This is a genomic window from Streptomyces sp. DT224 (assembly GCF_049844595.1).
In the GTDB taxonomy this organism is placed as follows: domain Bacteria; phylum Actinomycetota; class Actinomycetes; order Streptomycetales; family Streptomycetaceae; genus Streptomyces.
Window position 1 is genome coordinate 632,166 of the sequence record NZ_JBNCLI010000003.1, and the last position, 22,225, is coordinate 654,390.

General features: G+C 71.7%; 19 protein-coding genes and 1 other RNA gene. 3 read left to right on the plus strand and 17 right to left on the minus strand.

All coding sequences use genetic code 11. The features are described from left to right. Positions 1-116 precede the first annotated feature (116 nt). A complete protein-coding gene (gene murA / locus ACLQ2N_RS10175) occupies positions 117-1,457 on the plus strand; it encodes a UDP-N-acetylglucosamine 1-carboxyvinyltransferase (protein WP_425811208.1) in 1,341 nt (446 codons plus the stop codon). Positions 1,458-1,550: 93 nt separating this feature from the next. On the opposite strand, the gene ACLQ2N_RS10180 is transcribed toward murA, so the two are convergent. From ACLQ2N_RS10180 to ACLQ2N_RS10190, 3 genes are all read right to left on the minus strand, one after another. Continuing rightward, complete coding sequence (locus tag ACLQ2N_RS10180; RefSeq protein WP_017237029.1) at positions 1,551-1,832, minus strand: HU family DNA-binding protein; 282 nt, start codon at positions 1,830-1,832, stop codon at positions 1,551-1,553. Between the two features lie 353 nt (positions 1,833-2,185). After that, positions 2,186-3,619 carry an NAD-dependent malic enzyme gene (locus tag ACLQ2N_RS10185; protein ID WP_425811211.1) on the minus strand — a complete coding sequence of 478 codons (1,434 nt, stop codon included), beginning with the start codon at positions 3,617-3,619 and terminating at the stop codon, positions 2,186-2,188. A 396-nt stretch (positions 3,620-4,015) separates the two neighbouring features. Beyond that, positions 4,016-6,394 (minus strand): HelD family protein, encoded by a 2,379-nt coding sequence (locus ACLQ2N_RS10190; protein ID WP_425811213.1) that lies wholly within the window; start codon positions 6,392-6,394, stop codon positions 4,016-4,018. A 105-nt stretch (positions 6,395-6,499) separates the two neighbouring features. On the opposite strand from ACLQ2N_RS10190, the gene ACLQ2N_RS10195 reads away from it, so the two are divergent. Beyond that, on the plus strand, positions 6,500-7,039 hold the full coding sequence (locus ACLQ2N_RS10195; RefSeq protein WP_425811215.1) for a GNAT family N-acetyltransferase: 540 nt from the start codon (positions 6,500-6,502) through the stop codon (positions 7,037-7,039). Positions 7,040-7,049: 10 nt separating this feature from the next. Here ACLQ2N_RS10195 and ACLQ2N_RS10200 read toward each other — a convergent pair whose 3' ends face one another. The 11 genes from ACLQ2N_RS10200 to ftsE form a co-directional block, all read right to left on the minus strand. After that, positions 7,050-7,619, minus strand: a complete 570-nt coding sequence (locus tag ACLQ2N_RS10200; RefSeq protein WP_425811217.1) for a GNAT family N-acetyltransferase — start codon at positions 7,617-7,619, stop codon at positions 7,050-7,052. Positions 7,620-7,641: 22 nt separating this feature from the next. Continuing rightward, positions 7,642-8,811, minus strand: a complete 1,170-nt coding sequence (locus ACLQ2N_RS10205) for a uroporphyrinogen-III synthase (RefSeq protein ID WP_425811219.1) — start codon at positions 8,809-8,811, stop codon at positions 7,642-7,644. 129 nt (positions 8,812-8,940) lie between these two features. Continuing rightward, entirely contained in the window at positions 8,941-10,272 is a 1,332-nt protein-coding gene (locus tag ACLQ2N_RS10210; RefSeq protein WP_425811221.1) for a nitrate/nitrite transporter, read from the minus strand. Between the two features lie 130 nt (positions 10,273-10,402). Further along, positions 10,403-11,596: an acyltransferase family protein gene (locus ACLQ2N_RS10215; protein WP_425811349.1), complete on the minus strand. Its 1,194-nt coding sequence runs from the start codon at positions 11,594-11,596 to the stop codon at positions 10,403-10,405. 47 nt (positions 11,597-11,643) lie between these two features. Continuing rightward, positions 11,644-13,842, minus strand: a complete 2,199-nt coding sequence (locus tag ACLQ2N_RS10220) for a bifunctional polysaccharide deacetylase/glycosyltransferase family 2 protein (protein WP_425811223.1) — start codon at positions 13,840-13,842, stop codon at positions 11,644-11,646. Then, positions 13,843-14,232: a hypothetical protein gene (locus ACLQ2N_RS10225; RefSeq protein WP_425811225.1), complete on the minus strand. Its 390-nt coding sequence runs from the start codon at positions 14,230-14,232 to the stop codon at positions 13,843-13,845. A gap of 212 nt (positions 14,233-14,444) precedes the next feature. Next, positions 14,445-14,832, minus strand: a transfer-messenger RNA (tmRNA) gene (gene ssrA / locus ACLQ2N_RS10230). A 123-nt stretch (positions 14,833-14,955) separates the two neighbouring features. Beyond that, positions 14,956-15,444, minus strand: coding sequence for an SsrA-binding protein SmpB (gene smpB, locus ACLQ2N_RS10235; RefSeq protein ID WP_365681903.1), 489 nt, complete (start codon positions 15,442-15,444; stop codon positions 14,956-14,958). A gap of 18 nt (positions 15,445-15,462) precedes the next feature. Continuing rightward, positions 15,463-16,650 carry a S41 family peptidase gene (locus ACLQ2N_RS10240; protein WP_425811227.1) on the minus strand — a complete coding sequence of 396 codons (1,188 nt, stop codon included), beginning with the start codon at positions 16,648-16,650 and terminating at the stop codon, positions 15,463-15,465. A 68-nt stretch (positions 16,651-16,718) separates the two neighbouring features. Beyond that, positions 16,719-17,636, minus strand: coding sequence for a permease-like cell division protein FtsX (gene ftsX, locus ACLQ2N_RS10245; protein ID WP_425811229.1), 918 nt, complete (start codon positions 17,634-17,636; stop codon positions 16,719-16,721). Positions 17,637-17,659: 23 nt separating this feature from the next. Further along, positions 17,660-18,349: a cell division ATP-binding protein FtsE gene (gene ftsE, locus ACLQ2N_RS10250; protein ID WP_026242629.1), complete on the minus strand. Its 690-nt coding sequence runs from the start codon at positions 18,347-18,349 to the stop codon at positions 17,660-17,662. Positions 18,350-18,618: 269 nt separating this feature from the next. Here ftsE and ACLQ2N_RS10255 point away from each other — a divergent pair, with 269 nt between their 5' ends. Beyond that, a complete protein-coding gene (locus tag ACLQ2N_RS10255; RefSeq protein ID WP_425811231.1) occupies positions 18,619-18,816 on the plus strand; it encodes a hypothetical protein in 198 nt (65 codons plus the stop codon). Between the two features lie 71 nt (positions 18,817-18,887). On the opposite strand, the gene ACLQ2N_RS10260 is transcribed toward ACLQ2N_RS10255, so the two are convergent. The 3 genes from ACLQ2N_RS10260 to ACLQ2N_RS10270 form a co-directional block, all read right to left on the minus strand. Further along, positions 18,888-19,529 carry a hypothetical protein gene (locus tag ACLQ2N_RS10260; RefSeq protein WP_425811233.1) on the minus strand — a complete coding sequence of 214 codons (642 nt, stop codon included), beginning with the start codon at positions 19,527-19,529 and terminating at the stop codon, positions 18,888-18,890. Between the two features lie 125 nt (positions 19,530-19,654). Beyond that, on the minus strand, positions 19,655-20,761 hold the full coding sequence (prfB, locus tag ACLQ2N_RS10265; protein ID WP_425811235.1) for a peptide chain release factor 2: 1,107 nt from the start codon (positions 20,759-20,761) through the stop codon (positions 19,655-19,657). 69 nt (positions 20,762-20,830) lie between these two features. Beyond that, positions 20,831-22,072: a protein kinase domain-containing protein gene (locus tag ACLQ2N_RS10270; protein ID WP_425811237.1), complete on the minus strand. Its 1,242-nt coding sequence runs from the start codon at positions 22,070-22,072 to the stop codon at positions 20,831-20,833. Positions 22,073-22,225: the final 153 nt, after the last annotated feature.

Below are 22,225 nucleotides of genomic sequence, written 5' to 3' on the forward strand. Positions count from 1 at the left end.
CGTGTTGTGGCGGATTCATGACGTTCGTACACCACCCGTTCCCCTACGGAACGGGGGTGCGGGGCCATTACCCTTTCGTTTGGCCCCCTGCCCGACCACTCCGGAACGCGAGATTCATGACCGGCACAGACGATGTCCTGCTTGTCCACGGCGGAACCCCGCTGGAGGGCGAGATCCGCGTCCGAGGCGCCAAGAACCTGGTGCCCAAGGCGATGGTCGCCGCCCTGCTCGGCAGCGGGCCCAGCCGGCTGCGCAACGTGCCCGACATCCGCGACGTACGCGTGGTGCGCGGGCTGCTCCAGCTGCACGGGGTGACGGTCCGCCCCGGCGAGGAGCCGGGCGAGCTGGTCCTGGACCCCACGCACGTCGAGAGCGCCAACGTCGCCGACATCGACGCCCACGCGGGCTCCTCGCGCATCCCGATCCTGTTCTGCGGGCCGCTGCTGCACCGCCTGGGCCACGCCTTCATCCCGGGGCTCGGCGGCTGCGACATCGGCGGCCGGCCGATCGACTTCCACTTCGACGTGCTGCGCCAGTTCGGCGCGACCATCGAGAAGCGGGCGGACGGGCAGTACCTGGAGGCCCCGCAGCGGCTGCGCGGCACCAAGATCCGGCTGCCGTACCCCTCGGTGGGCTCCACCGAGCAGGTGCTGCTGACCGCGGTGCTCGCCGAGGGCGTCACGGAGCTGTCCAACGCGGCCGTGGAGCCGGAGATCGAGGACCTGATCTGCGTCCTGCAGAAAATGGGCGCGATCATCTCGATGGACACCGACCGGACCATCCGGATCACCGGCGTGGACCGCCTCGACGGCTACACCCACCGCGCCATCCCGGACCGCCTGGAGGCCGCCTCCTGGGCGTCCGCCGCGCTGGCGACCGAGGGCAACATCTACGTCCGGGGCGCCCAGCAGCGCTCGATGATGACGTTCCTGAACACCTACCGCAAGGTCGGCGGCGCCTTCGAGATCGACGACGAGGGCATCCGCTTCTGGCACCCGGGCGGCGCGCTCAACGCGATCGCGCTGGAGACGGACGTGCACCCCGGTTTCCAGACGGACTGGCAGCAGCCGCTGGTGGTCGCGCTGACGCAGGCCGCGGGCCTGTCCATCGTCCACGAGACGGTGTACGAGTCCCGGCTCGGCTTCACCTCCGCGCTGAACCAGATGGGCGCGCACATCCAGCTCTACCGCGAGTGCCTGGGCGGCTCGAACTGCCGCTTCGGCCAGCGCAACTTCCTGCACTCCGCGGTCGTGTCGGGGCCCACGAAGCTCCAGGGCGCGGACCTGGTCATCCCGGACCTGCGCGGCGGCTTCTCGTACCTGATCGCCGCCCTCGCGGCCCAGGGCACCTCCCGGGTGCACGGCATCGACCTGATCAACCGGGGCTACGAGAACTTCATGGACAAGCTGGAGAAGCTGGGCGCGAAGGTGGAGCTGCCGGGCGGCTCGCTGGTCTGAGCGGCCGAGTGGCCTCAGCGGCCGCTGGAGGCCCACATGCCGAAGGGCGGCCACCCCGGGTGGGGTGGCCGCCCTCCGTCGTGCCCAGGGGTCTTACTTGCCCTTGGCGGCTTCCTTGAGCTTGGAGCCCGCGGAGACCTTCACGCTGTAGCCGGCCGGGATGTTGATCGGGTCGCCGGTCTGCGGGTTACGAGCGGTGCGAGCGGCACGGTGGGTGCGCTCGAAGGTCAGGAAACCGGGGATGGTGACCTTCTCGTCGCCCTTGGCGACGACCTCACCGACGGTCTCGGCGAGAGCGGCCAGCACGGCGTCGGCGTCCTTGCGGGTCACCTCGGCACGGTCGGCCAGGGCGGCCACCAGCTCACTGCGGTTCATGTTGTTACTCCCGTGTTCTTCTTGCCTGTGAGGCGTGAGATCGAAGCCGATGCTGCCAGGGCCCTCGGACAGTCCCCGTTCCCGGGTCCGCCCTTGAGAGGGTCCGCTAGACCTCGCGCCCTGTGGGGTCTCCCCTGGACGTAGTCCTTGAGGAAACATCCTGCCCCCACCTGCGGCGGGAAAGCCAATCCGGCACCCCCCGGGAGCCGCGCGAACAGCACCACTGCCTCGTCGTGGTGACGTCCCGTCGACTCCCCCGGAGCCGTCCGCAGCGGGTGCGGGGCTCCGCGGGACGCGTCGCCCGCCCACCCTAAAGGGGCGTTTGGGGCGCCGCGACCCGCGACGCGCCGTAGTCAGGGCGACGTGGGCGCCGTCACAGTGGCTCCGGCGGCCCGCGCGGCGTCCCGGACGGCCCCGGCGACCGCACCGGCGACCTTGTCGTTGAAGACCGACGGGATGATGTAGTTCGCGTTCACCTCGTCCTCGGCGACGACGCCGGCCAGGGCGCGCGCGGCGGCCAGCATCATGTCCGTGTTGACGGTGCGGGACTGGGCGTCGAGCAGGCCGCGGAAGACGCCGGGGAAGACCAGCACGTTGTTGATCTGGTTCGGGAAGTCCGAGCGCCCCGTGGCCACGACGGCGGCGGTGCGGCGGGCGATCGCCGGGTCCACCTCGGGGTCCGGATTCGCGAGCGCGAACACGATCGCGCCGTCCGCCATGGCCGCCACGTCGTCCCCGTCCAGCACGTTGGGGGCGGAGACGCCGATGAAGACGTCGGCCCCGACCACGGCCTCCTTGAGGGTGCCGGTGATGTTCTCCGGGTTGGTGTTGTCGGCGATCCAGCACAGCGGCGAGTCCGGGTCGGCCGACCGCAGGTCCTCGCGGCCGGAGTGCACCACGCCGTGGATGTCGGCGACGACGGCGTGCTTGACGCCCGCGGCGATGAGGAGCTTCAGGATGGCCGTGCCGGCCGCTCCGGCGCCGGACATGACGACCCGTACGTCCCCGATCGCCTTGCCCACCACGCGCAGCGCGTTGGTCAGCGAGGCCAGGACGACGATCGCCGTACCGTGCTGGTCGTCGTGGAAGACGGGGATGTCCAGCGCCTCGCGCAGCCGGGCCTCGATCTCGAAGCAGCGCGGCGCGGAGATGTCCTCCAGGTTGATCCCCGCGAAGCCGGGCGCGATGGCCTTGACGATCTCGACGATGGCGTCGGTGTCCTGGGTGTCCAGGCAGATCGGCCACGCGTCGATGCCGGCGAAGCGCTTGAAGAGGGCCGCCTTGCCCTCCATGACGGGCAGCGCGGCCTTCGGGCCGATGTTGCCGAGGCCGAGCACCGCGGAGCCGTCCGTCACGACTGCGACGGAGTTGCGCTTGATGGTGAGGCGGCGGGCGTCCTCGGGGTTCTCGGCGATCGCCATGCAGACCCGGGCCACGCCGGGGGTGTAGATCATCGAGAGGTCGTCGCGGTTGCGGATGGGGTGCTTGGACGCCATCTCGATCTTGCCGCCGAGGTGCATGAGGAACGTACGGTCGGAGACCTTGCCGAGGACGACGCCCTCGATACCGCGCAGTCCCTCGACGATCTCGTCGGCGTGCGCGGTGGAGGAGGCGGCGATCGTGACGTCGATCCGCAGCTTCTCGTGGCCGGAGGCGGTCACGTCGAGGCCGGTGACCGAACCGCCGGAGGACTCCACGGCCGTGGTGAGCTGGGAGACCGCGGTGCCGCTCGCGGGCACCTCCAGCCTGACCGTCATCGAGTACGAGACGCTGGGCGCCGTTGCCATGGCCGAGTCCTTCGCTTTCCTTAGCTTCATTGCTATGCGGTCCGGCCTCTCGGCAGCGGACACGCCTTCCGATATTCGCACCTACCGACGAGTAGCCGTTAATGACTGTCGCAGCGCGGAAACTGTTTTCCACCATACGAGAGAGCGCGGCGCAGCGGAACCCCTGCCCGGAAACGCGAAGAGGCCCGCGCCACCGGAAGGTGACGCGGGCCTCTTCTTCAGTTGACGACACCGGCCCGCCATGCTCGCCTCGCGGCAAGTGGTCGCTCGAAGCGACTAAGGTTGGGCCCGGGGGCTTGGATCGAGCCGGTGCCACAACCAGGCTAACAAACCACCGGGAAAAGTGATTCCCGCGGCGCGTGGTGGACCGGAATCGGCCCCCGCGCGCCCGCTCCCTCAGTCCCTGAGCAGGTCCGGCACCCCGTCCTCGTCCGGCAGGTCCCGCTCCCCCGACACCACGGTCAGCTGCTGGGTCGCCCGGGTCAGCGCCACGTACAGCACGCGCAGCCCGGCCGGGGACTCGTCCGCGATCTCGGCCGGCGAGACGACCACCGTCGCGTCGTACTCCAGCCCCTTGGCCTCCAGGCTGCCGAGCGCCACCACCCGGTCGCCCAGCTCCGCCAGCCACTCGCGGGCCTGGACGCGCCGGTTCATCGCCACGACGACCCCGACCGTGCCGTCCACCTCGGCGAGCAGCCGCCGCGCCTCCTCGCGCACGGTCCCGGCCAGGTCATCGCCCCGTACGGTCTCGAAGCGCGGGACCACGCCCGTGGAGCGGACGGCGGCCGGGGACTCCATGCCGGGCATGGCGAGGGCCAGCACCTTCGCGGCCAGTTCGGCGATCTCGGCCGGGTTGCGGTAGTTCACGGTCAGCGTGAAGTGACGGCGCGGGCGGCTGCCCAGCGCCTCGTCACGGGCGGCCGCCGCCTCGTCCGGGTCGGACCAGGAGGACTGCGCCGGGTCCCCGACGATCGTCCAGGTGGCGTGCCGGCCGCGCCGGCCGACCATCCGCCACTGCATGGGCGTGAGGTCCTGTGCCTCGTCCACGATGACGTGGGCGTACTCGGTGCGCTCCGCGGCGAGCCGTTCGGCCCGCTCCCACTGGGTCTCCTCGCGGCGGGGCATCAGCTCCTCCAGCCCGGTGAGCTGGTCCAGCGGGTCCGCCTCCCGCTTGCGCCTGGGGCGGCTCGGGGTGCCGAGCAGCGTGTGCAGCTCGTCCAGGATCGCCACGTCGTGCACGGAGAGCGGCCCCTGCCCGGCGGCGTCCAGCCGCTTGAGGGAGCGCGCGAGCCGGCGCACCTCGCCCTGGTTGAGCGTGCGCCGCGCCCACCGGGCGAGCCGCTTCTCGTCGGCCATCGCGGCGAGCACCCCGCGCGGGGTCAGCTCGGGCCACCAGGCGTCCAGGAACTCGATGAACGGGGTCTCCGTGGACACGTCCTCGTCGAACGACGTACGCAGCTGGGCCGCCAGCTCCGGGTCGGTGTAGCGGCCCCGGCCGGAGGAGCGGTTCCACAGCGCGTCGAGCAGCAGCCGGCGGGCGCGCGGGCGCAGCAGGTTGACCGGGGCGGTCCCGCCGAGGACGTTGTTGCGGATGCGCCGCAGATCGTCCTCCTGGAGCTCGACCCGGGCGCCGAAGGCGACCACGCGCAGCCGGGTCGGCGGGCCGGCGGGCCGCGGGGCCTCCTCGGCCTCACCGAACTCCAGCTGCCCGCCGGCGGGAGCGGTCCGGGGCGCGGGCTGTTCCAGCGCGCCGCGCGCCGCCTTGCGGAGCACCGGGAGCATCCGCGAGGAGCCCTTGATCCGGGCGACGGCCGGCTCGTCGTACGCGGTGGCGCCCTCGGGGCCCGCCGCGTCGTCGGAGAGCGAGCCGACCGCGCGGATGGCGACCTGGCCCTCCTCGCCGAGCGAGGGCAGCACGCCCTCGGTGTACGCCACCAGCAGGGGCGTCGGCGAGACGACGAGGATGCCGCCCGCGTACCGCCGCCGGTCCTGGTAGAGCAGGTACGCGGCGCGGTGCAGGGCGACCGCGGTCTTGCCGGTGCCGGGGCCGCCGGAGACCTCGGTGACGGAGGCGGCGGGCGCCCGGATGACGAGGTCCTGCTCGGCCTGGATGGACGAGACGATGTCCCGCATGGTGTGGCTGCGGGCCTGGCCGAGCGCCGCCATCAGGGCGCCGTCGCCGACGACCGGGAGCTTCTCGCCGTCCAGGTGCGCGGTCAGCTCGGGGCGCATCAGGTCGTCCTCGACGCCGAGGACCCGGCGGCCCTTGGAGCGGATGACGCGGCGGCGGACCACCCGGCCCGGCTCCTTGGGCGTGGAGCGGTAGAACGGGGCCGCGGCCGGGGCCCGCCAGTCGATGACGAGGGGCGCGTAGTCGGAGTCGAGGACCCCGATCCGGCCGATGTGCAGCGTCTCCGCGATGTCCGCGGAGCCGTCCTCGCGCACGACGTCGTCGGCGGGCTCGACGGAGGTGTAGGCGCCGTCCGGTCCGCGTTCACCGTCCTTGCCGAGCAGGAGGTCGATCCTCCCGAAGAGGAAGTCCTCGAACTCGCTGTTCAGCCGGTTGAGGTGGATTCCGGCGCGGAACACCTGGGCGTCGCGCTCGGCGAGCGCCCCCGGCGTTCCGACCTGGCCGCGCTTGACGGCGTCGTCCATGAGAAATTCCGCCTCGTGGATCTTCTCCTCAAGGCGGTGGTACACCCGGTCGAGATGTTCCTGCTCGACACCGATTTCCCGGTCCCGCAGCGAATCGACAGCGGCATCCTGCGCGGCCACCGAGGCCCCCTTCTGACGTGCACTGGGCAGCCGTCAACCCTATGCGACGGGGGACCTTCGCGCACCTGCCGGGGGCCTTTCGCATCTCACTCGTACGGTGAGGGGATGAACACCCATGCGCGCGATGCCCGTCTGTCGGCCGGTTCCCTGGTGCTGCGCCCCTGGCGGCCGGGTGACCTGGGCGTGCTCCTCGACGCCTACCGCGACCCCGCCGTGCAGGCCGGTTCGCGGGCGCCGGTGGCGGACGAGGAGGCGGCCGCGCACTGGCTGCGGGCCCAGGAGGAGGGCCGGGCGACCGGGCTGCGGCACAGCTTCGCGGTGGTGGACACGGAGCTCGGGCCCGGCCCGGTGGGCAACGTCGCCCTGTCGTTCCCGGAGCCCGGCGCGCCCTCGGCCGAGGTGGGGTACTGGACGGTCGCGGCCGCCCGGGGCCGGGGCATCGCCCCGCGTGCCCTCGAAGCGCTGTCCGGCTGGGCGTCGGAGACCTTCGCCGACGCCGGTCTCGTACGCCTCGAACTGCTGCACCAGGTGGACAACGCGGCCTCGTGCCGGGTCGCCGAGAAGGCCGGGTACGCGCTCACCGGGCTGCTGCCCCCGTCCCCGCCGTGGCCGCGCGAGGGCCACCGCCACACGCGCGGGGTCTGAGTGCTGTCCCTCAGACGATCCCGGTTGCCGGGCCGTCGTGCAGGATGCGCTGGAAGAGGCGGTGGTCGCGCCACTCGCCGGCGATGTGCATGTAGCGCGGGGCGACCCCGAACTCCTCGAATCCGCACTTGGCGAGGACCCGTTGGGACGCGGTGTTGTGCAGGACCGTGCCCGCCTCGATCCGGTGCAGCCGCAGTTCGTCCCGGGCCAGCTCGCAGATCCGGCGCACGGCGGCCGTCGCCAGGCCCCGGCCCGCGTACTCGACGTCCACCCAGTAGCCGAGGACAGCGCTGTGGAAGGAGCCGAGCACGATGGCGTTGAGGTTGAACCCGCCGACCACCCGGTCCTCCGCGTCGCTCAGCACCCAGGGCATCACGCGCCCCGCCTCCCGCTCCGCGAGCAGCGCGGCCAGCCGATCGCGCTGCCCCTCCTCGGTGTAGAAGGACTCGGGGCGCACGGGCTCCCAGGGCCGCATGTACGCACGGCTGCGGGTCAGCGCCTCGGCGCGGGAAGCGGCGTCGGCCATGGTCGTGGGGCGCAGCTGTATCCCCGCGACGAGCGGGTGGGCATCGTCGATCATGCCCAGGACGCTATCCGGCCGCTCAGGCCCCCGCGTACTTGGCGTCCGCCGCCGGGTCGAGCGCCAGCCGGTAGCCGCGCTTGACGACCGTGTGGATCAGCCGGGGCACCCCGAGCGCGGTGCGGAGCCTGGCCATCGCGGTCTCGACCGCGTGCTCGTCGGTGCCGCTGCCGGGCAGGGCGCGCAGCAGGTCGGCGCGCGAGACCACCCACCCGGGGCGCCGGGCCAGGGCGTGCAGCAGGGCCATCCCGGCGGGCGGGACCGCGCGCAGCTCGTCGTCCACCAGGACGGCGTGGCCCCGGATCTCGACGCGGTGTCCGGCGACCGGCAGCGTACGGGCGCGGGCGGGCAGCTCGCGGCAGATCAGCTGGACGAGCGGGCCGAGCCGGAAGCGCTCCGGCTGGACGGTGTCGATCCCGCGCGCCTGCAACGGCACGGCGGTGACCGGTCCGACGCAGGCGGGCACGATGCCGCCGCGCAGCGCCGTGACGACCTCGGTGAGCAGTCCGCGTTCCTCGGCGCGGCCGAGCAGCGAGGCCGCCGCCGGGGCGCTGGTGAAGGTCAGCGCGTCCAGGGCGCGGGCGGCGATGAGGTCGAGGAGCCGGTCCAGGGGCGCGATGTCCTCCGGCGGCATCCAGCGGTAGACGGGGACGCCGACCACCTCGGCGCCGGCCTCGCGCAGCGACTCCACGAAGCCGGGGAGGGGTTCGCCGTGCAGCTGGAGCGCGACGCGGCGGCCCCGTACGCCCTCCTCCAGGAGGCGTTCCAGGACCTCCGCCATGGACTCGGAGGCCGGGGACCACGCCTCGGTCAGCCCGGCGGCGCGGACCGCGCCCTTCACCTTGGGGCCGCGCGCCAGGAGTTCGACCCCGCGCAGGGTGTCCAGGAGCCGGTCGCCGATGCCCCAGCCGTCGGCCGCCTCGATCCAGCCGCGGAAGCCGATCGCGGTGGTGGCGACGACCACGTCGGGCGTCTCGGCGACCAGTTGCTCGGTCGCGGCGAGCAGTTCGCCGTCGTCGGCGAGCGGCACGATCCGCAGGGCGGGCGCGTGCACCACGGTGGCGCCCCGGCGCCGCAGCAGGGTGCCCAGCTCCTCGGCCCGGCGTGCGGCGGTGACGCCGACCGTGAAGCCCGCGAGGGGCCCGTGCGGTGCGTCGTCGTGCTGTCGGTCGTCGTGCTGTCCGTCGTGCATGAGGTCTACCCGGCTCTCGTCCCGCTGCTGCTCGATGGTGCGGAGGACCGAGCCTGCCAACGCCGCGTGACAGACCCGGTTCAGCTGTATTTCCCGCTCGTTACGTCGCCCGGCGCCGCCCGTCCATCATCACACCCCGGCGTGGCCGAGCAAGGGCTTCGCCGGTACGGCCGCGGCGCGGCGAAGGTATACCGACCAGGTGAGCACCGAGCACACCGCGTAGAAGGCGAGGAAGGACCAGAAGGCCGCCGTGCCCGCGCCCGAGGTCTGGAAGGACTGGCGGAAGGCCAGGTTGATGGCGAGCCCGCCGAGCGCGCCGACCGCGCCGATCAGCCCCATCGCCGCGCCGGAGATCCGCCGCCCGCGGGCCGCCGCCTCCTCGCCGCGCAGCCCCTGGGCGATGGCCCGGGCGTGGAAGATGCCCGGGATCATCTTGTACGTGGACCCGTTGCCGAGCCCGGACAGCGCGAACAGGGCGGTGAAGCCGACGAGGAACACCGTCAGCGAGGCGATCTCGGAGGCGTACACGACGACGCCGGTCGCGGCGGCCATGGCGGCGAAGTTGACGAGGGTGATGCGGGCCCCGCCGTACCGGTCGGCGAGCCAGCCGCCGGCCGGGCGGATCAGCGAGCCGAGCAGGGGGCCGATGAAGGTGAGCGAGGCCGCCTGGAGCGGGGTCCTTCCGAACTGGGTCTGGAGGACGAGCCCGAAGGCGAAGCTGTAGCCGATGAAGGAGCCGAAGGTGCCGATGTAGAGGACCGCCATGATCCAGGTGTGCCGGTCGCGCACCGCCTCCCGCGCGGCCCCGGTGTCGTTGCGCACCGGCGTCAGGTTGTCCATGTAGCGGGCGGCGCACCCGGCGGCGAGCAGGATCAGCGGGATGTACGCGGCGAGCACGATCCTGGGGTGCGCGGCCCCCGCCGTGCCGATGACCAGGAGTCCGGCCAGCTGCACCACGGGCACGCCGATGTTGCCGCCGCCCGCGTTGAGACCGAGCGCCCAGCCCTTCCTGCGCAGCGGGAAGAAGGCGTTGATGTTCGTCATGGACGAGGCGAAGTTGCCGCCCCCGATGCCGGTCAGCGCGGAGACGGCGAGGAAGGTGCCGTACGAGGTGCCGGGCTCCATGACGACGAGGGCGGCGATCGTCGGCACGAGCAGGGTGAGCGCGCTGAACACCGTCCAGTTCCGGCCACCGAACCGGGCGACCGCGAAGGTGTACGGCACCCGGACGACGGCCCCGACCAGGGTCGCGGTGGAGATCAGGAAGAACTTCCCGGCCGGGTCGACCCCGTACTCGGGCCCCATGAAGAGCACCATCACCGACCACAGGGTCCAGATGGAGAAGCCGATGTGTTCGGAGAGGACGGAGAACCAGAGGTTGCGGCGGGCGACGCGCTCGCCGGTCTCCCGCCAGAAGGTCTCGTCCTCCGGGTCCCAGTGCTCGATCCAACGGCCTGCCATCACGCGCCTCCACGGGTGGTCGGGGTGTCGTCCCGAACCTAGGGAGCGCGCGTTTCGGTGCCGTGCCGCGATGTGGACCTGCGGGCAACCTTGCGCTCACCGGGCCGGGCCGGGCCCGGTGAGCGGGTGGTCATGTACGGGCGCGGGAGGCGCCGTTGGGCCAGAGCCTGGGACGGCGCTTGGCGGCGAGGTCCTCGACCCAGCCGACGGCGAGGATCATCAGCCCGATCAGCGGCCAGACGATGATCAGCGCGAGGGCGTTGTCCGCGCGGTCGATGTAGGTGCCGAGGTGGTCGCCGACCCAGGGCACCTCCCACAGCAGGTCGATGATCGGGAAGGTGGCCATCAGCAGCATGTTGTGCCACAGGTAGATGGTCACCGCCCGGTTGTTGGCGAGGGTGACCAGGCTGTCCCACCCGGCCAGCCGGCCCGGCAGCTCCCGCCAGGAGGGGGCGTACTGGAGCAGGATCATGCAGAACCCGAGCGACCAGGTGGCCTGGGCGAGCGGGATCTCGTCCAGGTTCCAGCCCTCCTCGGTGAGGTGGTGGGCGCCCCACCACAGCGCGAAGGCCATCAGCATCGCGGCCAGCGACACCGCGAGGTAGCGCGGGACGGTCTTCAGCAGCCCGTCGTGGTGCGCGAAGCCGAGGATCCAGCAGGAGCCGAACACCGCGAAGTCCACCAGGCCCTCACCGGTCGCGCCGGGCACGGTGACCAGGCCGGTGCCGATGACGGCGGTGAGACCGATGGGGGCGAGCAGGGTCACCCAGGGCAGCTTGCGGAACGCCTTGAGCAGCAGCGGGGAGGCCAGCACGAACCACAGGTAGGCGCGGATGTACCAGAGCGGCCCGATGCCCTGCTCGGCCCAGGAGGTTTCCAGCCAGCCGCCCTCGGAGCCGTTCTCCCAGGGGAAGGGCGGGGTGCCGATCGGCAGGATGTAGCAGCCCAGCTTCAGGAACCACCAGATGCCCTCCTCGCGCACCGGCTTCCAGCCGAGCAGGAAGACCACGGGCACGACGACGGCGGCGAACGCCCACATGGGCGGCAGCAGCCTGCGGACGCGGCTCCGGATCACGCTCCACGCCGGCCGGGCCAGCGACCGGGCCATCAGCGATCCGGCCAGGGCGAACATGACGCCCATGGACGGGAAGACGACGGTCAGCCAGGCCCAGCCAAAGAGGTGGAAGACGACGACCCGGACGAGCGCGACGGCCCGCAGCAGGTCGAGATAGCGGTCCCGGCCGGCCTTGGCGGGTGCGGGGGCCGGCGTGTCGGCCGGGGCGGACCCGGCGGCGGGGGCGGGCAGCACCACGCGCAGCGCCATGGTCTGCTCGTCCGCGTGCGGATCTCCGTACGCCTGGTGGGGGTGCGTCATGCGACGGGCCTCCGCTCGTGGGTGCGCGCCCGCTGGGACGGCATCGCGCCGGGTGCGTCCACGACCCCCGTGCGACGCAGCTTCTGCCAGCGCAGCCGGCCGCCGGTGAGAGCGGTGATCCAGGACTGGAGCAGCACCACGTACATGAGCTGCCGGTACAGGACCTGCTGGAGGGGGAGCGAGAGCAGATGGGTCATGCGCTCCCGGTCGAGCCGGAAGGCGTACGCGGCACACACGGCCTGGACCGCGAGGACGCCGAGCCACGCGCCGACGGTCTTCTCGGTGGGCCCGAACACGAGCCCGTACAGCAGGAAGACGTCGATGAGCGGGGCGAGCAGGGGGGCGACGACCATGAACAGCGAGACGAACGGCAGTCCGACGCGGCCGAACCGGCCCGAGGGCCCGCGCTCGACGACCGCCCGGCGGTGCTTCCAGATCGCCTGCATGGTGCCGTACGACCACCGGTAGCGCTGCGACCAGAGCTGCTGCACGGTCTCCGGCGCCTCGGTCCAGGCGCGGGCGTTCTCCGCGTAGACGACGCGCCAGCCGTCCCGGTGCAGGGCCATCGTGACGTCGGTGTCCTCGGCGAGGGTGTCCTCGCTGATGCCGCCGACCCGCTCCAGCGCCTCCCGCCGGAAGGCGCCGACCGCGCCGGGGATGGTGGGCATGCAGCGCAGCACGTCGTACATGCGGCGGTCGAGGTTGAAGCCCATGACGTACTCGATGTGCTGCCAGGCGCCGATCAGCGAGTCGCGGTTGCCGACCTTGGCATTGCCGGCGACGGCCCCCACGCGGGGATCGCCGAAGGGCTGCACCAGCTCGCGGACGGTGGTCGGCTCGAAGACCGTGTCGCCGTCCATCATCACGATGATGTCGTTGCGGGCGTGCGCGATGCCGTTGTTCAGGGCGGCGGGCTTGCCCGCGTTGCGCTGGCGCACCACCCGGACGTTGGGCAGCCGCATCCGCTGGACGATGTCCGCCGTGCCGTCCGTGGAGCCGTCGTCGATCACGATGACTTCGACCGGATAGTCACTTGCCAGGAGCGAGCGCACGGTGTTCGCGATGCACTTCTTCTCGTTGTACGCGGGCACCAGGACGGTCACCGTGCCGGTGACGGGTTCGCCCCAGCGGAAGCCGCGCCCGCGGACCCGGCGGGCGTGGACGAAGGACAGCACCAGCATCAGCCCGAAGCGGGCGAAGACCAGCACCCCGATCACGGCGAGCCCGGCCACCATCACATCGGTGATGTGCTCCGAGACGCCCACGGCGTAGACGAACGCCTTGCCCTTCCACAGCGCGAATCCGGTGACCGGGGTGTGCGCGCTGGGTGCGCCGAGGGCGTCGGTGAGGTTGGTGAACTCGTACCCCTTGTCCTGCATCTTCGGCAGGAAGTGGCCGAGCGCGGCCACGGTCTGGGAGCGGTCCCCGCCGGAGTCGTGCATCAGGACGATCGCGCCCTTGCCGCCCTTGGGCGTGGCGTTCTTGGAGATGACGCCGACGCCCGGCCGCTTCCAGTCCTCGCTGTCGGTGTTGTTGACGACGGTGAGGTAGCCGCGGCTGCCGATGTACTGCGTGACCGGCCAGGACTTGTTGTCCATGGCGTCGGCGAACGAGGAGTAGGGCGGGCGGAAGAGCGAGGTGCGGATGCCCGCCGCACCGGCCAGCACCAGCTGGTTCTGGGACAGTTCCCAGTCGATGCGGCTGGTGGACTGGTAGGAGAGGTCGGGGTGGTTGAAGGTGTGCAGCCCGACCTCGTGCCCCTCCTTGACCATGCGCTCCACGAGCTCCGGGTAGCGCGAGGCCATGGTGCCGGTGACGAAGAAGACCCCGTGGGCGTCGTACTCCTTCAGCTTGTCGAGCACCCGGGGCGTCCACACCGGGTCCGGGCCGTCGTCGAAGGTCAGCACGATGCGGTGGTCGGGGATGCGCAGGGTCTTCGCGGGCTCGGTGGTGGACCGCGCGTCGATGACCGGCCCGCCCTCCAGCACCTGCTCGGGCACCCGGTCGGTCGCGGCGGGGGGCTGGATGCGGTGGTCGGCGAGGATTTCGCTGTGCACGTAGCCGCGGAGCATCAGCATGGCGAGCAGGGCAACGAGGAAGAGAAGCGGCAGCATGTAGCGCATGGGAAGTCTGCGCCGGCCGGTCTGCTTCTTCCGGTGGGAGTTGCGCCTGCCCCGGGGGGCAGGGGTGGTCATCTAGTTGGCGCCTTCTTGTTCTTGCGCGGGGAGCGGGGATCCGCCGGTGGGAAGGCCGGCGTCCGGGGCCGTCGGATCGGTGCTGCCCGTGTCCTGCTGTTCCAGGTTGGAGAGTGGGAGGAAGGGGGCGCTGGAGTTGCCGCCGAGCACCGCGACGACCAGGGTCACCGCGTAGCAGACGAAGACCGCGGCCAGGAGCCAGCCGAACCGCCGCAGCGTCTTGCCGCGCCGGCCGCTCTCGTCCACGAAGACGGGGCCGTCGGAGTCGTCCGGAGCGGATGGTTCCGGCAGCAGCTCGGAGAGCTGCCGTCCGATTCCGTCCAGCTGGATGGTGACTTCGTTCGGCTCGTGTGTGTGCCCCGCATGGGCACCTTCACGCCAAGTTTCCACTGGTGTACGCACTTCCCCCACTCAGGAACGGGTGCGCGCAACTGACCCTGTCGTGTGTCGCCGGACGGGCCCCCACCTCGTCCACGCGCCCCCTACCACAGTGCACCCGGGCCATGAATGTAGCGCACGCCCGGCCTCCCGGCACACCCGGACGCAGAAACGACGAGGACCCCGCTGCCGGGTGGCAGCGGGGTCCTCGCCCACATGGGAATTTGTGGAGATGGCGGGAATCGAACCCGCGTCCAACGGTGCGGAACCAGGGCTTCTCCGAGTGCAGTCCGCTACGCTTTTCTCGGCCTCGGAGGTCACGCGGACAAGCCTCCGACAGGCCCAGTCACTGTTTGATTTCCTTCTGAGACCCGTGACCGGACTCAGAAGTTTAGATCCCTTGATGATGCCAGGATCCGGGTCGGGATCACCCCCGGGCTGACACTCCGCAGAGTCTTCGCTTAGCTGCTAATTAGGCAGCGAGGGCGAAGGCGGAGGAATCGCGCTTGGAATTGGCGATTATTGGTTGCGACATATGGTTTACGAGATCATTGCCGCTTCCTCGACTCGCTTCCCCTGCTTCGACATCCGCTGTCGAAACCGATCATCCCCATGTTGTTTTTTCAAGGTGGTGCCACACCCTCCGTGGGGTGCGCTGCCCATCGTACGTGACCAACGCACGACGATGCCAGCGTATTCCTGCCGGAGGGGCCGGCGGCGGGCGCCGGTTCCGGATCAGGCGCTCCGCTGGCGGCGGCGGGCCGCCGCGATGGCGCGGTTCGTCTCCCTGGTGTCCTGCTTCTCGCGCAGCGTCTGCCGCTTGTCGTACTCCTTCTTGCCCTTCGCGAGCGCGATCTCGGCCTTGACCCGGCCGTTCACGAAGTACAGCGAGAGCGGCACGATGGTGTGGCCGGTCTCCTGCGACTTCGACTCCAGCTTGTCGATCTCGGCCCGGTGCATCAGCAGCTTGCGCTTGCGCTTGGCGGAGTGGTTGGTCCAGGTGCCCTGGACGTACTCCGGGACGTGGATGTTGTGCAGCCACGCCTCGCCGCCGTCGATCTGGACGAAGCCGTCGACCAGGGACGCCCGGCCCAGGCGGAGCGATTTGACCTCGGTCCCCATGAGCACGAGGCCGCACTCGTAGGTGTCGAGGATGGTGTAGTCGTGGCGCGCCTTCTTGTTCTGCGCGATGAGCTTGCGCCCGGTGTCCTTTTCCTTAGCCATAGTGCGGCCATTTTCGCACTACGACCCGCCCCCGAGGCCACTCAATACCGTCTCGGCCCGTTCCTGGGCCCGCGCGCTCACCGCGAGGTCCGGTGTGATGCCCTTGCCGTCGACCCCGTGGCCCGCCGGTGTGCGGTAGTGGCCCACGGTCAGCTCGGCCACCGAGCCGCCCGCCAGCTCGCTCGGCATCTGCACGGACCCCTTGCCGAAGGTCCGCGAACCGACCGTGACCGCCCGGCCCCGGTCCTGGAGCGCCCCCGTCACCAGCTCGGCCGCGCTCATCGTCCCCCCGTCGACCAGCACGACGACGGGGCGCTCGGTGTCCCCGCCCGGCCGCGCGTACAGGGCGTGCTGCTCTCCGTGCACGTCGTACGTGGCGACCAGGCCGCCGTCCAGGAAGGCGGAGGCGGTGGTGACCGCCTCGTCGACCAGGCCGCCCGCATTGCCCCGCAGGTCCAGCAGCACCCCGGCGCCCGCCGGCGCGTCCCGGACCGCGTCGCGCACGGCCGCCCCGGAGCCCTTGGTGAACGAGGCGACCGCGATGCGCACCGCCCCGGACGGGCCCGAGCGCCGCTCCCCGACCCGGCTCACGGTCACCGACTCGACCGCGAGCCGGGCCCGGCGCAGCGTCTCGGTCCGGGTGGCGGCCCCCCGGCGGACGCCGAGGCTGACCGTGCTCCCGGCCTTCGCCCCGGTGCGGTCGCCGCGCAGCAGGGCCACCACGTCGGAGACGGGCAGCCGGTCGACGCGGCGGCCGTCCACGGTGCGGAGCAGGTCGCCCGAGCGGATGCCCGCGCGGTCGGCGGGGCTGCCGGTCTGGACCCGGGCGACGGCGACCTGGCCGTCGGCGGAGCGCCGGGCGGCGAGGCCGACTCCGGTGTACGTACCGCCGAGGGCGTCCTCGAACTCCTGGTACTCGCGCTCGTCGTAGACCGCTCCCCAGCGGTCGCCGCTGCGGCTGACGACCTCCTCGGCCGCCTCCGTACCGGACTTGCCGTCGGCCACCGCGTCGGCGGCGGCCTCCGCGACCTCGTCGCGGTCGGCGGTGGCGGCGACGGACCGGGCGTGCACCGGGGGTTCCCGCACCTCGCCGTGGGGCAGCGCGCCGGTCGCGGCCCCGGTGGCGAGGACGCCGGCGAAGACCAGCGTCAGGGCCGCCCCGCGGCGCAGACCGCGGGGCCCGACGCGACATTCGGGGTCCGACATGGCGCCGATTCTAGGACAACGCCCCGGAGGCGCAGGGAACGTTGGGTGTGCGCCTCACGGGGCACACATCACACCTTCAGGTACTTGCGCAGCGCGAAGAGAGCGGCAACGGCGGGCATCAGCAGGCCGATCGCCAGCACCAGCGGCAGCTTGGTGAGGACCGCGTCCCAGCCGATGAAGTCGATCAGGTTCAGCTTGTCCTTGAGGGCGAGACCGCCGTCGATCAGGAAGTACCGCCCGGCCAGCAGCATGACGCAGGCGAGCACACCGCCGATGAGACCGGCGAAGGCCGCCTCCATGATGAACGGCGCCTGGATGTAGAAGCCGGAGGCGCCGACGAGCCGCATGATCCCGGTCTCCCGGCGACGGCTGAACGCGGAGACGCGCACGGTGTTGACGATCAGCATCAGCGCGATGACGAGCATCAGCGCCATCACGAAGAGCGCGGCGACGTTCATGCCGTTCATCAGCCCGAAGAGGTTGTCCAGGATGCTTCTCTGGTCCTGGACCGACTGGACCCCGTCCCGCCCGGCGAAGGCGGTCGCGACGACCTTGTACTTGGTGGGGTCGTGGAGCTTGACCCGGAACGACTCCGGCATCTGGTCCGGCGTGATGTTGCCGGCCATCGGGGAGTCGCCGAACTCCTCCTGGTAGTGCTTGTACGCCTGGTCGCTGGACTCGTAGATCACCTTCTCCACGACGTCCATCTCGTTGAGATCGCGCTCGATCTGGTCCTTCTGCTGCTTGGTGACCGCACCCTTGGCGCACTGGACCACCGTCTCCGCGTCGCCCTTGCCGCAGAGGTAGATGGAGACGTTGACCTTGTCGTACCAGTAGTCCTTCATCGTGCTGACCTGCTCGCGCATGAGCAGCGCGCCGCCGAACAGGGCGAGCGAGAGGGCGACGGAGACGACGACGGCGAAGGTCATCGTGAGGTTGCGACGGAGGCCGACGCCGATCTCCGACAGGACGAACTGGGCGCGCATGGCGTCCTTTCAGTGCTGGGTGCTCAGTGCTGGTAGCCGTAGACGCCGCGCGCCTGGTCGCGCACGAGACGGCCCTTCTCGAGCTCGATGACGCGTTTGCGCATCTGGTCGACGATGTTCTGGTCGTGGGTCGCCATGATCACGGTGGTGCCGGTCCGGTTGATCCGGTCCAGCAGCTTCATGATGCCGACGGAGGTCTGCGGGTCGAGGTTGCCGGTCGGCTCGTCCGCGATCAGCAGCATGGGCCGGTTGACGAAGGCCCGCGCGATCGCCACGCGCTGCTGCTCACCACCGGACAGCTCGCCGGGCATCCGGTCCTCCTTGCCGCCGAGTCCGACGAGGTCGAGGACCTGCGGCACCGCTTTGCGGATCTCACCGCGCGGTTTGCCGATCACTTCCTGGGCGAACGCCACGTTCTGCGCGACGGTCTTGTTGGGCAGCAGGCGGAAGTCCTGGAAGACGGTGCCCAGCTGGCGGCGCATGTGCGGCACCTTCCAGTTGGACATGCGCGCGAGGTCCTTGCCCAGGACGTGGACGGCGCCCGTGCTGGCGCGCTCCTCACGCAGGATGAGCCGCATGAAGGTGGACTTGCCGGAGCCGGACGAGCCGACCAGGAAGACGAACTCGCCCTTCTCGATGTCGAGCGACACATCCCGGAGAGCGGGACGGCTCTGCTTCGGGTAGGTCTTGGAGACGTTGTCGAATCGGATCACGGATGCACCACGGTCGGCCGGGAGTAGGTGAGCGTGACCATACGCGAACCGGACTCAGCCGTGCAGGTACGTGTACCGGGATGGGTGATTTACGGTGAAACGGCCCCGATTCCGGGGCGGCTCGGCGGGGAAGGGGCCCGGGTGTCACCGGCGGGGCGGGCCGAATGCGTCACGAGCTGGCACAGTGGTAGGGGGAACGGTCGCGTTTCCGTGAGCGTTGTGCGGAGAGATGGCTTGTGCGGCTCCGCCGCGCGGGAGGAGGAAAGCGCATGACCTACGACCGACTGGTGTGCGCGAACTGCGCGGCGCCCGTCACCGAGGGCCGCTGCCCCGTGTGCCGGGCGAGCCGCGAGCGGATGCGGGAGCAGGAGCAGGGGCCCTTCGCCGGGATGAGCCCGGCGGCGATGGCCGTGCTGCTGGTGGTGCTCCTGGCCGCCCTGGCCCTGCTGGCCCACCAGACCGTGTAGCGCCCGCCACCGGCCGACGCACGGAAGGGGCCCGGGACCGCCTGACGCGGTCCGGGCCCCTTCCCGTGGCTCTACGCTGCCGTGCGGTTGCCCGTCAGGCGCGGCAGGACCCGGAATCCGATGCCGCCGGCGATCATCGTCGCCGCGCCGGCCAGCAGGAACGCGGTGTGACCCGCGCCGGTCTCGGCCAGCTCGTCCTTGCCCCGGCCCTGCTCGACGGGCTGGTTGCCGGCCGAGTCGGTGTCGGTGTTGCCACCGCCTCCCGAGGCGCCGATCTGCCCCACGCCGCCGCCGTTGTCACCGGTGCCGCCCGTCCCGTTGCCCGGACCCGCGGACCTGGCCGGGTCCTGGGTGGGCTTCGCGGGCTGCGAGGGCGGGTCCTCCGGGGCCGTGGGACCGGTCGGCGGGTCGTCCGGGTCCGTGGGCGGCTCGCTGGGGTCCGCGTGGCCGGTCGGCGGCACGGAAGGGTGCGACGGGGTGGCCGGCGGCTCCGGCGGCTCGCAGCGCGGGTCGAGCGGGCTGCACGGGTCACCGCCCTCGCCCGGATCCTCGTCCCCCGGCTCGGCGGCGGTCCGCACGCCGGTCTCCACGCCCGCGACCTCGACGCCGATGCCGACGGCCTGCGCCGCGCCCGCGGCGGTCAGCGCCGCGCCGACGGCGATCACCGCACCCGCCGCCGTCCGCGCGACGCGTATGCGCGTCTTCTTCGTCATGTACCGCTACCCCCAGTAGCCGTTCCTTCAGGCTGCTTCAGCAGCCTCGCGGGGGGCGTGGAGGCGGTCAAGGCCGTTCCGGGCCAATGTGCCTTGCTGCGAAGGGGGTTGCGGCGCTTCTCGGACTACTTCTCGTTCTGCTTGCGCCAGCGGATACCGGCCTCGATGAAGCCGTCGATCTCGCCGTTGAAGACCGCGTCCGGGTTGCCCATCTCGAACTCCGTACGCAGGTCCTTGACCATCTGGTACGGGTGCAGGACGTAGGAGCGCATCTGGTTGCCCCAGGAGTTGCCGCCGTCGCCCTTGAGGGCGTTCATCCTGGCCTGCTCCTCCTGGCGGCGGCGCTCGAGGAGCTTCGCCTGGAGGACGTTCATCGCGGACGCCTTGTTCTGGATCTGCGAGCGCTCGTTCTGGCAGGAGACGACGATGCCGGTCGGCAGGTGGGTCAGGCGCACCGCAGAGTCCGTGGTGTTGACGCCCTGGCCGCCGGGGCCGGAGGAGCGGTACACGTCGACGCGCAGGTCGGACTCGTCGATCTCGACGTGGTCCGTCTGCTCGACCACGGGCAGCACCTCGACGCCCGCGAAGGAGGTCTGGCGGCGGCCCTGGTTGTCGAACGGCGAGACGCGCACCAGGCGGTGGGTGCCCTGCTCGACGGAGAGCGTGCCGTAGGCGTACGGCACCTCGATGGCGAAGGTGGTCGACTTGATGCCGGCCTCTTCCGCGTACGCCGTCTCGTAGACCTCGGTCTTGTAGTTGTGCCGCTCGGCCCAGCGCAGGTACATCCGCTGGAGCCGCTCGGCGAAGTCCGCCGCGTCGACGCCGCCGGCCTCGGCGCGGATGGTGACCAGCGCCTCCCGTGCGTCGTACTCGCCGGAGAGGAGGGTGCGGACCTCCATCTCGTCCAGCGCCTTGCGGACGGACTCCAGCTCGGCCTCCGCCTCGGCCAGCGCGTCGGCGTCGCCCTCGGCCTCGGCGAGCTCGAAGAGGACTTCGAGGTCGTCGATCCGGCCGCGCAGGCCCTCGGCCTTGCGGACCTCGGCCTGGAGGTGGGAAAGCTTGCTGGTGATCTTCTGCGCCGCCTCGGGGTCGTCCCACAGGGACGGGGCGGCCGCCTGCTCCTCGAGCACGGCGATGTCCCCCCTCAGCGCATCCAGGTCCAGGACGGCCTCGATCGACCCCATGGTCGAGGAGAGGGACTTCAGCTCTTCGGAAATATCGACGACTGCCACGGGTCCAGCGTAACGGCTGTCGGCGCGTACGTTCCTCGGGCTGCCGGATCACCGCCCGCGGGACCCCTTCTACGGCGCCGCCGGGGCCGAGTTCCCGGTGTCCCGTGGGGCCGGGTCCGCGTCGTCGCCGCCGAGCGCGAGCCAGCCGGCCGCGCCGATCCCGGCCACCAGTACGAGGGCCGCGGCCCCCAGGGTCAGGCGGCGCTTGCGGACGGCCGCCGACTTGTTGCGGGCCGAGCCGGGGCGGGGCCGGCCGGGGGCGCGCGGGGCGCGGGCGGTGCCCCGGGGGCCGCCGGACAGCTCGTCCGGGGCCGGGACGCGCATGCTCGTGTGGGTGTCGCGGTTGGAGTCCGGGGTGGAGCCGGGCACCAGCGGGACCGCGCCGCGCCTGCGGGGCTCGTCGCCGGCCGGGGTGTACTGCTGCTCGTCGTAGCCCTGGGGGGCCTCCGGCTCCTCGTCCGGCTCGTCCACCTCCAGGGGCGGGATGCCGGCCAGGTGCGGCAGCTGTTCGCGCAGCCGGGCGGCCAGCTCGGAGGCGCGCAGCCGGGAGGCGGGGGCCTTGGCCAGGCACTGGACGAGCAGCTGCCACAGCTCGTCGGGGATGCCGGGGAGCGGGACGACGGTCTCCGTGACGTGGCGGCGCAGAACGGCTCCGGGGTGGCCGCCGCCGAAGGGCGTGAAGCCCGCGAGGAGCTCGTACAGCACCGTGGCCAGGGCGTAGATGTCGACGGCGGCGCGCGGCGGCAGGCCCTCGACGATCTCGGGGGCCAGGTAGTCCGGCGTACCGATGATCTTGGTGGTGCGGGTCCGGCGCGGGGTGTCGATGAGCTTGGCGACGCCGAAGTCGGTGAGCAGCGCGGGGTGGGCGCCGCCGGGACCGAGCGGCCCCTCCATGTCCAGCAGGATGTTCTCGGGCTTGACGTCGCGGTGCACGATCCCGGCGGCGTGCGCGGCGGCGAGGCCGTCGGCGACGTCCGCGACGACGGCGACGGCCGCCTCGGGGGCCAGTCGGCGTTCGCGGTCGAGCCGGGTGCGCAGGTCGGTGCCCCGGACCAGGTCCATGACGAGGGCGAGGTCGTTGCCGTCCACCACGAGGTCGCGGACGGCGACGACGTGCGGGTGGTCGAGTCCGAGCAGCGCGGTGCGCTCCTGCACGAACCGGCCGACGAGCTCCTGGTCGGACGCCAGATCCTCGCGGAGCAGTTTGATGGCCACGGGGCCCTCGGGGCCGTCCCCGAGCCACACCGTGCCGGCGCTGCCGCGCCCCAGTATCTGGTGGGCGGTGTACCGGCTGCCGATTTTCCGTGCCAAGACTGCTCCCTCAGCGGCTGGCGATGGACCCCAACAACCCCCGGTCGACAAAGTTACGCGGCGATCGGGGGCCCGTGTGCCTTGGTGGGCGCCAACCTTCGCTTCTGGGGGCGAATTGCCTCGGAATCGGCCTGCGGAAGTCGATATAGCTAC